Genomic DNA, 15896 nt, shown 5'->3' with positions numbered 1-15896 from the left:
CGCCCGGCGCGGCGTCGCCCACGGCTCCGGACTGGGTACCGTCCGCTGGCCGGTCGAACGCAGCCTCGCATGGCTGCACGCCTTCAAACGCCTACACATCCGCTACGAACGCCGCGCCGACATCCACCAAGCCCTACTCAGCCTCGCCTGCGCCGTCATATGCCTCCGCAAACTCATTCTGAACTGAATTCTTAGTTGCGGCGGGCAATCTCCCGGGCGGCCAGCAGGTTTTGTTGGGCGTCGTTGAGGGCTTGGCGAAGGCGCTCGAGGTGAGAAGCGTGCTCCGCCCGTGCGGCGCGTGCGGCGTCGGGGCGCCACCAAGGAATCTTTGGTGGGTTGTTCTGCGCGGTCGCCTGTTGCCGTTGAGCGAGGGTGAGGGCGTGTCCGGCGGTCACGACTGCGGCCTGTGCGGTGCGGGCGGTGCGGATCGCTGCCGCTTGTTGATCGAGTTCGGCGTGAGCGCGGCGTACAGCGTCGGCGTCGCTGCCACGCTCAGATCGCTGGCTACGTTCGATGATGAGACCCATGTCCAGGATCGGGTCGAGATCGAAAACGCGTCGATCAGACTGGATCTCGTCTTCCAGTTCCCGATCGCTCATGCTGCGCCACTGGTCGACCCGGAGTTCAGAGACCGCGCGGGCGAGTTGGTCGGCGTGGCGGCGCTGCGCGTCGTCGAGCGTTTCGACCAGTCGCCAGCGCAGCGCGGCGGCGGGCTGTTCATCCGGTAACGGGCGCTGCGCGGCTGCGGTGCGGACGGCAGTCGCTACGTCGAGTCCGGTGTCAGCGGCGTGAGACAGCCCCTCGGCCAGTTGTGGCCAGTACGGATCTGTGGTGATCCGCTCATCGACCTCTCGGGCCAGTGGGCTCCAGCGGCGGGTGTTGGTGTCGAGGTGTCCGAGACGCGACCGCACTGCGGCATCGAGTTGGAGCTGGGTGCGGCGTTCGCCGACTGGGTATTGCACCGGGCCGGTCGGGCGGCGGTCGTGGTCGGGGACCGCGTGTGCAGCCCGCCAGATGGCGAGTGAGGCGATGAGGTTCGGGTCGTGTTCGACGAGCTGCCGCGCCCACACTGGTGCGGTTTCGGGTGTCCAGGCGTGGGCGGTAGCGCCGATCTGGGCGGCAAGGTCCTTGATCTGGACCGCGCGTACCCGCAGGTGTTCGCCGTAGTCGGTGTCGTCGCGCAGGACGGCTGGGATCACCGGGATCCATCCCAGCGGGCCGCTGCCGATGGCGTGCTGGCCTATGCGCCACACCAGCACGGCGGCTTTGTCGTCGGCAGTGTCGAGTTCCCGCGCGGTGATGGCGTCGGTGAGCGTCGTGATCGGATCGCGCCCGTTCATGGCGATTATGGCCAGGTGCTGGCGCAGCACTGGCCATGCCTCCTCGTCGGTGAGACCGGGCACCAAGCGTTCGGCGACCGCGGTGACGGCGGCGTGGTGCTCGTCGCCGAGCACTGCGTCGGCGGCCGCCCCAAGCGCCTCGAGGTAGGCGTCGACGACTCCAGCGAACTGCCGTCGCGAGTCGGCGGCTTGGCGGGCCTGGGTGGTCGCGGAGACTTGGCCGCCATCGCGGCCGAGGATTTGGGTGAGCAGGTCGATCGCGGTGGGCGGGTGCAGCGCGCTCCACGTCTGGGCAGGAGCGTCCTGGCCGTCGCCTGCGGTGGCGAGGTAAAGGCGTCCGCCGGCGCGGGCGCGGGTGGCCAGCACATACAGCTGGAAGCAGTCCTCGCTGCCGGTCAGCACGCCGTGGCAGGTATCGGTGGTCAGCCCTTCGCGGAGTTGATCGTGCGGGCATAGCCTAGTTCGACGCACTCACGTACGTAGTCCGTCGGCAGGGTGACTTTGCGGCCGGATCCGATGTGGGTGGCAGTGATCCGCCCGTCCGGGTGGACGGCACGCACCTTCCAGCGGTAGCCGTTGCGGACGTGATCGGTCTGCGAGATCCGCAGCCGATAGTTGTTCTCCCTGGTCGTGATGATGTCCCCGAGCGAGGCCGAAAGCCCGTCCGACAGCAACGTTTCCGGTCCGTGCAGGCCTTCGCGGCGGAGGCGTTCGTCGCGGGCGAGGGCGTTGAGCTGGCGCACCAGTTCGTTGGTCGGCGCGAGCAGAGCGACGTCGCGGCCTTGGGCGTAGTCGGCCCGCCAGGCCCGGTACGCGGCGTGGACGGCGGCGCCGAGGGTGCCGACGTGGACGCGGCCGTGGTCGGTGTAGAAGGCGATCGCGGCCGTATCGCCGTGGCGTAGGGCGAGGCTGGCGGCGCGCTCGCTCGGGTTGTCGAAGCGGACGACCCTGGTGAGGGTGGCGGCTCCGGCGTGGTGGACCATGTCGCGGATCACGCCCCCGGCCTGCACGGAGGACAGTTGCCTGTCAGCACCGACCGCGCGCACACTGGCCCCGCGTTCGATCAGCCAGGACACGGTCGAATCCAGTTTCAGAGTGGGTGTTTTCGCGGCCTCGTCCAGTACGACGAGGGTGCGGGGTCCGATCGCCCGCACCCAGTCCGGTGCGTTGTCGAGGGCCCGCTCGCCCGACCGGATGTCGTTGATCACGGTGACGAGCATGTCTACGGTCTTGGAGTCCGCGCCGATCCCGCTGCCAAGGACACCGGCGGCTGGTCCTTCCGGTGCCAGCCCGAGCACGGTGCCGCCCTCGGTGGTCCAGGCCCGCACCAACGCGGCCATAGCGGTGGTCTTCCCGGTCCCGGCCGGGGCGATCGCGACATGTAACCGGCGTCCGGAGGTGGCGAACTCGCGCAGCAACTGGACTTGGCCGTCGTTGAGCATCTGGCCGTTGTTGTTGGCGGCGTGCTCGATGATCGCGGCATCCACCGCGGCCGCCGCGATAGTGCGCCCGCCTTCGAGCAGGCTCGCCCCGATCAGGCGTTTCTCGGCCGCGAGGATCTGTGGGCTGGTGTAGAGCTGGGAGCCTGAGGTGGTGAACACACTGGTTCCGTCGCGGCGGGTCAATGCCTCGACGGTGGGTGCGATGTCTTCGGCCTCTGGTGTGCCGCGGGGGATCGACCGCGGCTCGCTCAAGGCGGCGTCGGTGACCTGAGTGATGAGGGTGTGCCAATCGGCCGGGTCGATGCTGCCGCGCAGCTGGCGGGTGGCTTCGGCGCGAATGTGGCGGAATTGCCAGGTCGCCCGGGAATCGGACACAACCTCCACCACTCTCGCGGCGGTCGCGGCGACCCACGCGGCGTCGGTGACCTCCCGCTGCGGGATCGGCTGTCCCAGGGCGGTCGCGACCATCGCATCGACCGCGCTCTCACCGCCGAGCAACTGCACGGCATCGCGTCGCCAATCAGCGCGTTGCTCAGCACGCGAACGGGCCGCCACCTTGTGGCCGCGGGTTTTCAATGTGGCTTCTTGGGCGAGGTCGTGCAGCTCACCGGGTGTCGGTTCGCGGCCACGCTCGGCCTGAAACCGCGTCGTGCGCTTGGTCAGCTCGGCGTCCACGGCGGCCGATCGCTTCGACCATTCCTCGGCCAGGCGCTCCTCGACGCCGACGATCTCCCGCACCGGCCGCTTCCCGCGCCGGCGTCGGCTGCTGCTGTGACGTTCGGCGAACTGCACGCCGACCGACTGCTCGAGGTAGTGCTCCAGCCGGGTGTTGAACAGCTCGGAGGCGGCGACGTTGTGCTGGTAGATCATCCTGCCGTCGAGTGCACCCCACTGCCCGTCGTGGCGTTTGACCGCGTTCGAGATCACCACGTGGACGTGCAGATTCGGGTCACCCGCGCGACTATCGCGGTGCTGGAAAGCGGTGGCGATCAGGCCACCGACGACGTCGACCTGGCGGCGACTGTGCCGCCCGACCCGGGTGAACACCGCGTGCTCCTCCAGATAGGCCAGCACATCCCGCAAGGCGGCATCGACGGCGGCATCGATCTTCTCCGACACCTCGCGAGGCGCCAGCGCCCACAACGTCGACACCGACTTGACCGGCGAGAACGTGAGGTCGAACCCGGCGACCCGCTTCGACGGCGCCCGGCTGGAGCGAGCGACCCAGCCCGACAATTCCCGGTCATCGCGGGGTGGACGGCCATATTCCTCGGCGAACATGCGCCCAGCAACGTCGGTGGCGATGCGGCTGCGCTCCTCAGCGGGGATCGGGGCGTAGTGGACGCGGCCGTGCTCGGCGTTGTAGGCGGCATATGCGTGGGCCCGCTCGTAGCGGTAGGAGTACTCCGCGGCCACGTGTTTCGTGAACGGAGCACCCAGCCTTACCAGGCGTACCGCGTGCGCCCGCGCCGTGCGTCGCGAGATGCCATCTGCGGAGCGGGCTTCTACTTCGGCGGCGATCATCACCTCGGCGTTCGGATGCGGGCCGTGACCGAACAACGCCCGCATCTGCGCTTCGGTCACCGCCTCCCCGGCCGCGATACCGACGTTCGGCAGGCCGGAACCGAGCCAGCGGCCCGGGGATTCGCCGCGTTCGCTGTAGTAGGTCGAAAGGTCCTGCGGACCGCGATCGTTCACATCCTGGGTGGCGATCGAACGAAGATAATACGTGTAGCCGTCGCCACTGCCGAGCTTCGCCAGTGACATCACACAATCCACCGTACGCGCTCTTACTGCGAAGTGACCGTGATGTTTCCGCGACCAGGGAGCATGAGGTGTGGCAGATTCTTGTTCTCGTAGTGGCCAGTTTTGAGTTTAGCGGAAGGGCTGGCGAGAGGGTGGCTGGATAGCGGTGGGAGCACATGCTAGTTGCGAGTTGAGCATTCGAATATTCTGCGAGACCGAATGAATTGAGGGTTGCATGGCCCTGGCTGGCTCTGTTCGCGAACTGTGACGTCAGTTGTTCGCCAATCCTGGCGGCGTGTCGCGACCTACACCTCGTCGGAAGTGTTCATGAATACCGACGGCAGAGCAGGTCAAGGACTCGGCCGAGCAGCCATCACGTGCCGAGACACGCGGTAGTGCCGATGTGCGGGTGGTCGGCGTCACGAGATCGACTGCGGCGCAGGATCTCCGCTCATGCCGATTTCCGCGCATCCAGCGGGATCGGTCTCGAGTGTGGATCTATCGATCGGGGCAGCTCGTCGCGGATGGCTGGTATCGCCCCAGCGGCTACGCACTTCTCGGTGATCTCCCTACTCGGGGAAGTCGGCTGGCCGACGCCGTCTCGGTCGGAGTCGATGCCCCGTGTCGGCTCTTCGGGTAATGCCGGCTCGGAACGGTCGGTAATTGCGCGCGACGCCCACAGATGTCGTGAGAGCTGGCCCGCCAGGCATGCGCCGGCCGCGTTCAACAGCACGTCGTCGATGGATGAGTGACGGCCGATGGCGAGGGCGAACTGTGCAGTCTCCACCGCGATCGAAGCTGCTGCTCCCGCCAACAGGATGCGGTACGACCGGGCGAACCAGGGTCGGCGCACCGGCAACAGGAAGCCGAGTGCGGCGAAGACCAACAGATTCCCGCCGAACTGCTCGATTACCCGGTCGTCGGCCAGTTGCTCGGCCAGATCACGCAGCGGCACGAGATTCACCGAACGACCTCTTCCGGTCGGCGTGAGAATCATCCACAACCACGGCGCGGTACCCGTCACCATCCCGACATCACACAGCGCCGCCCGCCACCCGCGCCGCCCAGCCAGCCACCAGGACACGAGACCGGCTACCGGTATCGCGGCGACCGCCTCCACCACGACCCGACCCCACGCCTCCCACGTCCCGTTCACACCGCCAGTATCACCCAACTCACCAGCGCCACAGACCTGGCCGAAATCCCCACCCACAGCCTGCACTTATCGCCGCCCACGCGCATCCATTGAGAGCTAACAGAGCATGGAGCTCGAGTGCGCATCTGTCGGCGCTCTGACGGACCCTCGGCTACAGGTGGTGGCGAAATCGCCGTGTTTCGGCTTTCATGGAAGGCGGGAGAATCGGCAGGCCTGGAGGAGCCATGCCTTTCGATCTCCACGGTGAGCCCTCTAGTGGCCATCTCGGCGCCACAGCTCGTCCTGGGCCTTTGTCTCCCACGGCGGCGCGCTCATCGTTCACCTCTACTCGCACCAGCACACCGGTCTGCCGTTCTTGGCGGAGGGATAGCCACGCCCGAACGCGCGCGGCTCATGATTGGTACAGAACGAGGTACCGGTCGTCATCGGTCAGCTACCAGTCGGCCAGCGTAGCCGAGGACGTGCGCCGTGTGCCCTGATGGCAGCAACGCGCATGATCAGGCTGCCAGAAGCCGCACGAACGATGTCACTGTCGTCGTTCCAGAGGACCCGCCTCAGCTCAACGCCATAGCCGCTAAAGTGTTGCTGGAGATCATTCTCCGACACGTCCGCGAGACCCGTGGCGAGACCGTCGATAGTCCCCGACTGAGTCCACCCTCAACACCACGGCCAACTCCCTCCATCTCAACTCCCGAGGATGGAGTACTTCGGCCAAGTCACCACCGAACGCCGATGTCTTTCTCAACCAGCAGGAGGAATCGCAGCAATGATCAGGTTCGCTTTCGCCGGGCGGGTCTCCACCGAAGACCAGCAAGATCCGGAAGCATCTCGCAACTGGCAGCTCGGGCGAGCGAACGCCCTGGTCGGTCAGCACGGGCAGATCGTCGTCGAGTTCTTCGACATCGGGCAGTCCCGGTCGATCCCGTGGAAGCGCCGCCCCGCAGCCGGGCGGCTGCTCGAGCTGCTCAAAGAACCCGAGCGAGGGTTCGACGCGGTCGTGATCGGCGAACCGCAGCGAGCGTTCTACGGCAACCAGTTCGGGCTGACGTTTCCGGTCTTCGTTCACTACGGCGTGCAGCTGTGGGTGCCGGAGGTCGGCGGCCCGATCGACCCGGAATCCGAAGCGCACGATCTGATCATGGCGGTGTTCGGCGGTATGTCCAAAGGCGAACGCAACCGCATCAAGATCCGCGTCCGCGCCGCCATGGCCGCGCAAGCGCAAGTCGAGGGCCGCTACCTCGGCGGCCGGCCACCTTACGGGTATCGTCTCGCCGACGTCGGGCCCCATCCCAACCCGGGCAAAGCCGCCGACGGCAAACGGCTGCATACCCTTGAACCCGACCCTGTCACCGCGCCGGTAGTCCAACGGATCTTCAGCGAGTACCTGTCCAGCATAGGGATTTTCGCCATCGCGCAACGACTCACCGCCGACAACATCCTGTGCCCGTCGGCCTACGATCGCAGGCGCAACAGCCATCGCTCCGGGGCCGCGTGGTCCAAGAGCGCGGTGCGCGCGATCCTGGGCAATCCGCGCTACACCGGCTACGAGGTGTGGAACAAGCAGCGCAAGCAGGAGTCCCTTATCGACGTCGATGACGTCGCCTTAGGCCATCACACCCGCTTGGCGTGGAACCCGAAGAAAGAGTGGGTCTACTCCGACCAGCCAGCCCATAGCGCACTCATCAGCAAGGACGCCTTCGAGCAGACACAACTACGGCTCGCCGCCCGAGGCCCGCAATCGACGGGCAGAACCACGACTCGCCGTCAGCACCCGTACGCCTTCAAGGGACTGTTGTTCCACGATGCCTGCGGACGCCGCATGCAAGGCAACTGGAACCACGGGCTGCCGCACTACCGCTGCCGGTATCCCTCCGAGTACGCCCTCGCTAACAAGATCGACCACCCGACGACCGTCTACCTGCGCGAAGACCAGCTCAGCGCCCCGATCGATGCATGGTTGGCCGACATCTTCCACCCCGACCGGATCGAGCATTCGCTGACCATGCTCGAGGATGCGCAGACCGACAACACATCCGCCATCGAGAGTGCACGACGGTCGGTTGCCGAATACGACCGCAAGCTGTCCTGGTACCGAGCAGCACTGGAAGCGGGCACCGACCCGGCTCTTGTGGCGGGCTGGACCCAGCAGGTCCAGCGCGAACGCCGGGCCACCGCGGCACAGCTCGCCGCGCTGGAAGTTGAGCAACGCGCGGATCACCACATGAGCAAGGAGGAGATCCACCAGCTTGTGACCTCGCTGGGCGGCTTGGTCCACATACTGAAGGCGGCTGACCCCACCGACAAACTCGAGGTTTACCGGCAACTCGGCCTGAAGCTCACCTACAACCACGAAAAACGGGTGGTCGTGGCAGAAACTGCTCCACAACCACCCGTGTGCGTAGTGTCTGTGTCCGGAGGGGGACTCGGACACCGAAACTGCGGCAAATATGCACACTTTTCGTGTACATGGCTTCACCATACACGTTCTCCGTGTCCGGGCGGTCGCCGGAGACCTCCCTGGGCACGAATGCGCAACTACGAACATCTACGAAATGCTCTGTACTGCAACGCGGTTGGGTCGAGTGGGTGATCGTTGCTGCATCGGCACGAACACCGCAAGAACCGAGGGCATGATCCGGGGAGTATATGGACGGCCGAATACCGATGCTGTAGTTGCTCCTACAGCTGATTGAACTCGGATCATTCTGCCCTGACACCATTTCAGCATTGCTACACATCGGCACTCCTGTCAATGGTTCAAGGTCACCGAGTTGGAATGACTTTGACTAGTCCGCAAATATTCAGCGAGTCGACGTCATGAGTCCCAGGCAGTCCCGTCCTGACCTGACGAAGGGCTTCTTTCTGACCAGCCGCGTGCCCGCGCACTGATGTGCGGCTTCCCTGATCCGTTCGGCGCCCGACGCTACTACGCGGTGGCTCTGCCGCGTCCGGCGTACGCTGCTCGAGGCGGTATAGATGTCGGTGGCATGTGGTTTGCTCGACCTATGACCCCGGTGAACTGGGAGCGCCTACCTGGCGAGACGGTCGAGGAGTTCGTTGCGGCACTATTGCTGTTGAAGTATCCGCGCGGCAATCTCATTACCCCGTCTCGGGGGGATCGTGGCATCGACATCCGAATCCCAGCTCCGGACAATCGTTTTGATGTCTATCAGGTGAAGCGGTACACCCGAGCGCCGGACAGTAGGCAACGCGCGAGTATCGAGGATTCCTGGCGAGCGTTCGTCAGTCAGACACTGCCCCGGCTTCCGGTCCGCTCCTGGACGTTGGTGATGCCCTGGGATCCCACCAACGAACGCTGGGAGTGGTTGCAGGCGTTGACGGCGGGTGCTGGGCTGGAGGAGACGCATTGGATGGGCCGGACCAACCTCGACACGTTGGCCGCCGATTGCAGTCAGCTCGTCGACTACTACTTCGGCGATGGGCGACGGCGTACCGAGGAGCTGGTGTCTCAAGCTCTTACTGCAGGGATGGCTCTGCCAAACGCGATAGGTCAGGACTTGTTGTCGGCGATCGGTGAACGACAGCGCGCGTTGGCCATGGCGCTGGACGAGATCGATCCTTTCTACCGCTACAGCTCAGAAGTTCGTCCGGGACGATTAGGACCTCCGGATGCCCCGGACTTTGATCTCATGGAAGGCGCTGGTGGAGCCTGCGCGGTGATCGCCAGCGAGTTCGGCGATTCCTTCATCTGGGTGGTGCGGGTGTACCCGCGCAGCCAGGCATTGATGGATTTGCGGCCACCACCTACGACGTCGGTGACCTTCTCGGTCCGCCCCGGGTCTCGTGAGCACGATGCGCTGCGTCGGTTCATCACATTCGGTGTTGCGCCTGAGATTGCATTGCCCGCTCGCGTCACGCGCTCCGAGGGGCCGTCCGGCGTCACGCCGCCGGTCGGTGAGGTACTGCTCCACATCGGTGCACCTGTGGCAGTGGGTGGTGCGTCCGGCTTGGACCTCGAACTGCGGATCGAACCGTCACGGCATTGCATCGAGCTCGTGAACGTCCAGCAGACCCACGGCTTACATGGTGAAGGCATCCGAGTGATCGGTAGGGATCGCGCTGGAGCAATCGAGGTGGAGTTCCTCTTCGACCCTGCCGCCGGTACCTCCGAAGTCGGAATCACTCCCCGTGAGGTCGGCGGGACTCCACCACGCCTTGTCGCGCCTGTACTTCGCGCGATGGAATCGTTGTTCGACGGCTCTTCCGCACTCGTCCTGGCAACGGCAGGCGGTCCGCCACTTGCGGCACCGTGGGATGTTGGGGCAGATCAGGCACTTGTCGAAAAGAGCCGCACGTGGGCGAAGTTGGCCGAGGCTCTGATCGAACTGCAAACCCGAACCTCGACGCCGCTGAGCATGCCTCGACGGGTCAACTCCGCGCAGTACAACCGGATCATCGACGCCGCTGCACTGTTTCGCGGAGAGGACCTCGTCGACGACTGGGAAGGCGTCGACATGCACGTCACCGACCCTGAAGCTGTCGCAAACCACAATGGGGATGATGAATTCGCAATGATGGTCGTCAGGCCGATCACAATCGATTACGACGGCCGCACCATCGAATTCGATGACCAATTCCTCACGCACAGCCCGACAGTGCGATTTGAGGACGCCTCCGTCGTGTCGGCCGGTGTCCAGCCCGGGGATATCGTGCGGTTGCTCCCTGGTTCGGACCGACACATCACCCGCCGCCTCCTGTCCCGAACCGGCGACGCACGAGCAGTGGGAGACACCTGAACGACTTTCATCGATGTGGTCATACCCCGGGTGCCAGGGTTCGAGAAACAGACCCTCGTTGGGCAGTCGGGTGGCGCGGCCGGTGCTGTGTTCGCTGACTTGCACGGTGTCGGCGAGACGGTGGTGTCGCAGGTCGCAGACGAAGATGAGCGCTGCGGTGGGGCAGGCGACGAAGCGGAATTCGAGCCCACCGACGGTGGGGGGGGTGAACCAGACGCCGGCGCGGTGCGGGCGACTCCCGCCCGCGTTCGCGCGAGGCGCGTGGGCTGGTCGAGGTTCACCGCCATCCACCGGGCGATCAGCCGCCAGATCAGTCCCGAGTTCCGCATCGGTACGAATCCGGTCGAGGACCGAGTGGACCTGCGGCGGGTGCATGGTGGCATTGTCGAGCCTATGGAAATCACCGGTCCTGCACAGCGCCGATACACTGTGCAGGACGGGGCAGCGGCGAGGTAGGGATGACAATGGGCAAGGCCGCCTCCCGGAAGAACCGACGAACGCTGGCCTGGAGACGAGGCTCCAAACCGGCGTTCACGAAAACGAGAAACAGTCGAACTCGCCAGCGACCGACGGGATAGACGACGGCAGCTATGGAGACGTGCCAGTCGGGAACTTCAGGCGGCCCGGCACGTTTACGGTCTGCGACTGTTGCTCTCGGATTGCCCAGTTCCGGTCTGTGGTCGGTCGTACATCGCGCGCGAATGAGCAGAAGGATTCCGTTCATGATTGAACGTAGGGGAGTTCGGTGATCTGCCACGGTTCCCGCTGCTGGGGTGATGCGGTATGAGCGCGCGTCGCACTGCTGGCGCGGCATGGCAGCGGATTTCCGCTGACTCGATTCTTGCGCGACCTCCTTCCACCGGTGTATCAGGGGATGTCGGAGCCGGTCGAGAACTGCGTCTGGACATCGGGTGGGACCGGTTCGAGCAGCTGTTGGTATCGGTTGCGCAGGGGATCATCGGTCTTGATCAAATGCGGTTCCGCCGCTACGGAGTCGGCGGGCAGAAGCAGCACGGAATCGATCTCGCGGGACGTCATCCCGACACCGGGGACTACACGGTGGTTCAGTGCAAGGACTACCGGCGCTTCACCGTCACCAATCTGCGTGCTGCGGTGAGGACGTTCACCAGCGGTAAGAGGCCGTTCGGTGCCCGGCATCTGATTGTCGCGGTGAGCACTTCGGCGGCTACAACGCAGCTGGAGGACGAGCTGGCAACGCTGCAAGATGTGCACAATGATCTGACGATCGAGTTGTGGGGCGCCGAGCAGATCAACGACGAACTACGCAGTCACCCCGAGATCGTCGGCCGGTTCTGGACACGGGAGACAGCCGACACGTTCTGCACGGGTGCGCCGCTGCCCGGAGTCGCCGCTCCGCCGGTGAACTTGGTCCGGCTCGCCGACCAGATCCTGGTCGGGCCAATTCGAATGGACGGCCTGGAAGATGACCTTGCCGCCGCGGACGTGCTGCGAGGAGCCGATCCTGCCGCGGCAGCCGCTGCCTACCAGCGCATCGCCGACACTCTGGCTGCAGAAGGGTTCCGCGGACACTCGCACGTCGTTCAGCGCAAGCAGCTCGACGCTCTCGACGAGACCGACGATCATCTGGCTGTCGCCGCTCTTATCGCCGAACTCGCTGCGGTTGCTCTGTACGAGGCCGATAGCCGTCAGGCACAGGCGTTGAGCAGGCGACTTGCCAAGCTCGATCCGCAGAGCGGTATGTCCGCGCTCGAAGCGTTGATCGACGAGAGCGCGCGAGCCAACCGGGCCCGCCGAATGGATCAGGAAACCTTGATCGGCGTCCGCCGCCACGGTGAGCTGATCGAGGCCGCTGTCGACGCAACGGTTCACCCCTTACCGGCCACCAGCAAGCTGCGCACCGCGCTCCGCCGAGCGCTCGCCGATTCAGCTCCGCCCGACTATCAGCCGCTGCTGGTGCTGTTGCTGGCCGAAATGACTCACGCGGAAGCGATTCTCGCTCCGTCCCGAGCGATAGTTACCGACTGGGCTGAATCCACTGACTCCGGCACGGATGTGGCCGCCACTAGCCTGGACGAGCTGGACGATCTCATCACCGCCGCGATAGAGCAGCTCGCACAGGCATCTCCGTCCGATCAGGGGCGGGAGGCGTCGCTGCGCCTACGTCTGGTGCGCGGCTACTACAACACCGACGAGCGCAGGACTTTGCTGACCGCGGCGCGGCAGCGGCGACTACCGGAAAAGTCGGCCGCACTGATCCTTGCCGCGCACGCCCGCCGCGAAGCCCTCGATGGCTCCGCCGAGGAGGCTATCGAGCATTGGCGCCAAGCCGTCGCCAGCGCTATTCACGGCGGACACACCGACGATGCCGGCGGATGGCTGTATGCCATCCAGGCGGTCAAGGCTCGGTATGGGCCGTGGACAGTGGGCGGTGACGATTACCATTCCCTGGCGCAAGCGCTTCCGACAGCCTCCAGCGGCCGGCTGATCCGGCGAGTTCGCGACCCGGAAGCCGACGCACGTCGTGCCGCTCTCGCCAACAATCCGCGGGAGGCAATCGTCGCCGCCCGCCGCTGGCTGGCCGACAGCATCGTCGTCGGTGATTGGGTCGATGAGAACACCGCCACCGAACTGCTCGGCGACCTGTACGCGGACAACACCGAACTGGCCCGCGCCGCCTGCTGCTACCAGCGTGCCGGGGCCATCGAGAAGCTCCGCGCCCTGATCGACACAGCCGGCGACCGGCTGCTGCCAATGGTCTCGCCTGTCGGGTCCGGGCCCTGGTGGCAGCAGAAGGCAGCACTGGTACAGATCTCGGCACAGCAGGACTTGCTCGACGATGACACAGTCGTCCTGCTGGTCAAGGCACTGCTGGAGCTAGTCGGACGCGGACGCAACGGAGAACTCACCGACGACCCCGGCGACAGCCTGACCGTCCAAGCCACCAAAACACTTTGCGTTCTTGCAGGCCGGGGTGATGCGGTCGACGCAAAGGGATTGCTCGACATACTCGCCGATGACGTTCCCCGCTCCGCGAACCACTATCGCTACCACGACAGCGAACATGTTCGGGCATGCATCTCGATACTGGTGCATCATCCTGAAATGGCGTGGCACGCGCTCAAACGCGTCTTCGATCTCGCCGAGGCCGGCACCGATGCCGCGCTTGATGTGCTGCACCAACCACGGGTGATCGACGCTCTTGCCACTCCCGCTGCAAATCAGGCGTCGCCTGATTCACCCTCAGCCACCGTGCTGACCGGCCGGCAGCGGAGCATTCTGCGGAAGCGGCTGAGAACGATGGCCGCCGCAGGCCGCTATGACGCAGGGCTAGCGATCGCATCACTCGGCGAGGCAGACGATTCGGTCACCGAGCGCGCAACGCGCGCACGCGACAGGCTTCTGAAAAGACCGGAGCCGGACGGCTATTCGATCGAACACGGTACTCGGCTGGTGTCGGACTCCTATCTTGTCAGCTTCCTCGAACTGGCCGACCAGCAAGCCTGCCTGTACAAGGTGATGGCCATCGCAGAAGATCGCCGAGCATCCGCCAGCAATCGGCAGGACGCACTCAAGGCCGCCGCCAACCTGGTCATCGACCAAGACGACCGCCTCAAAACCGAAGTGCACCTGCGAAGTCGCACCTATGTGACCGGGGAACAGGATGGCAGCTTCCTGGATGCGGAAACCAGCAATCCACATCCGCTGAGCGCGTTGCGCGTCGACCTCGGGCCAACTTCATTGCGCGCCGACGGCATGCGGCTGGCGTTCAACAGCTCCACTACCGATGACCACCGTGATTGGCTGCGTCACCACGCTATTGACCTGCTCGGCAGCCCTGACACCGGCACGGTCAGGCGCGCCGCGCACGTCCTGTCCTGGCTCGGGGCGACCGGCGTCGGCGACCTTGACGCGGCCATCCTTGCTGGGCATCCACTGTCAACGATGCGTGAACTCGCCGCAGTAGTCGCTGCGGCTGCGCCGACTCGATGGGCATCCACCCTGCGTGCCCTCGCGCGAGACGACGCTTCCTCGGTCAGACTGGTTTTGGCACAACAACTGCGCAACGCGACCGACAATGCACACCCCGGATCTGGTGCCGATACAGATGGGCGTGCCGTCCTGGCCGAGGTCCTCGACAGGTTGCGGGCGGACACACGACACTCAGTGCGTCGTGCGGCCGTCGGTCTCGACAGCTGACGTGCACGCTGCTGTTTCGATCACCACATAGTCGCGGAGCAGGGAACCGCATAGGCGTGAGCTGGTCGACTCGATCCACTTGCACCCAAAGAGGGTGCCGTTATCGGCAGCCCGCGCCCGGTCAGATCTTCGAAGATGGCGAGCAGTCGCTAATCGAATGAATCAGTTAAGTGCGGTGTTCCTTTCACTTGTCTGGGCGTGAACCACTTGCACAGCTTGCGCAGTCTTCGGCATCCAAATCATTTGTCGTTCGACAGCTGGCACATGACCAGTGCGTCGCCGACGCTGTGTCGTGTCGAGTCTCAGGTGGACGGACCGACAAGTCAGGGTCGCGGCGCAGCGCATCCGTTATCGAGCTATCAGGATCCATGCCTTCAGCTTGTGCCGCAATACGTGCGGCGATCCGATAATCAGCAGATTCGGCTGCGGCCGCCCGAGCCAGTAGTTCTTGACCTTTCTCTGCGGCAGTAACGATCGCCACGAGGTAGAGTAAGATCGCCCTATTACGTGGCCGATTCGACATGCCTTTCTCGAAAATGTCTTCGCTGTTCCACGGAGGGTTACTGACATTAGCGAGAACATTTGCTGAGGCCCAAGAAATCCAGTCGGGTCCCGAGTCCAGCCGTGAAAGTAATAGGAGCAACTGATCGGAGGTCAAAACCGCATTCAGATCATCGGAGAGTGAAGGCTCATCGAGTGCGTCGGTTGCAGCTACGAACCATTCGGCCATTTCTGCGCGCTCGCCCTCCGCTGCGCCGACTGCCCGGATATATCGCGCTTGCTGCGCGATCGCGGTTTTGTCGAGACCGTAGGCGTCGGCGATAGCAGCCAGCGCGTCGCGCCGTATGGCGGCGGAGCCGGTCTGTCCAGCCGAACTGTCACTGCGGTCGTCATAGTGGGTCACTTTGAGGAAAGACCCGAGGTCGGCCAAGGACCACAACCCGTCGACGGGTAGTGGTTGCGTCGGGGGAGGCGCGAACGCGCTCAAATCGTCTAGCAGCGCAGTCCGATTCCTTCGGTGGGTATCGAGCCAGTACCTTGCCGTTTCTCTGATTCCCGAGAAGCTTTCGCCGATTTCAGTGTCGACGCCTGCATGTTCGAGAAAGGTGGCAATTCGAGTCGCTATTTCTGCTGCACTGTAGTGGGCGATGAGGGCGGCTCGTTTGCCGGCGTGCTCTGGCTGTCGGCGTTCATGAAATTCCCCACCAGATCCAGGTTCTCGTTCACGTAATCGGCCAGGGCCGTGTTCACGTAATTCCCCAGCCCGGGGCAGGCG

At 64.8% G+C, this 15896-nt stretch carries 8 protein-coding genes; 4 read left to right on the top strand and 4 right to left on the bottom strand.

Features of this window, described 5'->3' with window-relative positions; genetic code table 11:
* The coding region (locus tag ACWEO7_RS35105; RefSeq protein ID WP_452429660.1) for a transposase at positions 1–187 on the top strand (187 nt) is incomplete at its 5' end.
* Positions 188–191: 4 nt separating this feature from the next.
* Here the strand turns inward: ACWEO7_RS35105 and ACWEO7_RS35100 are convergent.
* The 3 genes from ACWEO7_RS35100 to ACWEO7_RS35090 all read right to left on the bottom strand — a co-directional run bounded on the left by ACWEO7_RS35100 (position 192) and on the right by ACWEO7_RS35090 (position 5684).
* Complete coding sequence (locus tag ACWEO7_RS35100; protein WP_452429658.1) at positions 192–1742, bottom strand: hypothetical protein; 1551 nt, start codon at positions 1740–1742, stop codon at positions 192–194.
* 20 nt (positions 1743–1762) lie between these two features.
* Positions 1763–4549 (bottom strand): MobF family relaxase, encoded by a 2787-nt coding sequence (gene mobF, locus ACWEO7_RS35095; protein ID WP_452429656.1) that lies wholly within the window; start codon positions 4547–4549, stop codon positions 1763–1765.
* 430 nt (positions 4550–4979) lie between these two features.
* On the bottom strand, positions 4980–5684 hold the full coding sequence (locus ACWEO7_RS35090) for a VanZ family protein (protein WP_452429654.1): 705 nt from the start codon (positions 5682–5684) through the stop codon (positions 4980–4982).
* A gap of 766 nt (positions 5685–6450) precedes the next feature.
* Between ACWEO7_RS35090 and ACWEO7_RS35085 the strand changes: the two genes are divergently transcribed.
* The 3 genes from ACWEO7_RS35085 to ACWEO7_RS35075 all read left to right on the top strand — a co-directional run bounded on the left by ACWEO7_RS35085 (position 6451) and on the right by ACWEO7_RS35075 (position 14620).
* Positions 6451–8274: a recombinase family protein gene (locus ACWEO7_RS35085; protein WP_452429652.1), complete on the top strand. Its 1824-nt coding sequence runs from the start codon at positions 6451–6453 to the stop codon at positions 8272–8274.
* Between the two features lie 424 nt (positions 8275–8698).
* On the top strand, positions 8699–10441 hold the full coding sequence (locus tag ACWEO7_RS35080) for a hypothetical protein (RefSeq protein WP_397080867.1): 1743 nt from the start codon (positions 8699–8701) through the stop codon (positions 10439–10441).
* A gap of 783 nt (positions 10442–11224) precedes the next feature.
* Positions 11225–14620, top strand: coding sequence for a hypothetical protein (locus ACWEO7_RS35075; protein WP_452429650.1), 3396 nt, complete (start codon positions 11225–11227; stop codon positions 14618–14620).
* 184 nt (positions 14621–14804) lie between these two features.
* On the opposite strand, the gene ACWEO7_RS35070 is transcribed toward ACWEO7_RS35075, so the two are convergent.
* Positions 14805–15551, bottom strand: coding sequence for a hypothetical protein (locus tag ACWEO7_RS35070; protein ID WP_452429648.1), 747 nt, complete (start codon positions 15549–15551; stop codon positions 14805–14807).
* Positions 15552–15896 lie beyond the last annotated feature (345 nt).

It is taken from the genome of Nocardia sp. NPDC004260 (assembly GCF_053603155.1).
The sequence above is the reverse complement of the archived record's forward strand: the minus strand, read 5'-3'. Positions and strand labels throughout refer to the sequence as shown.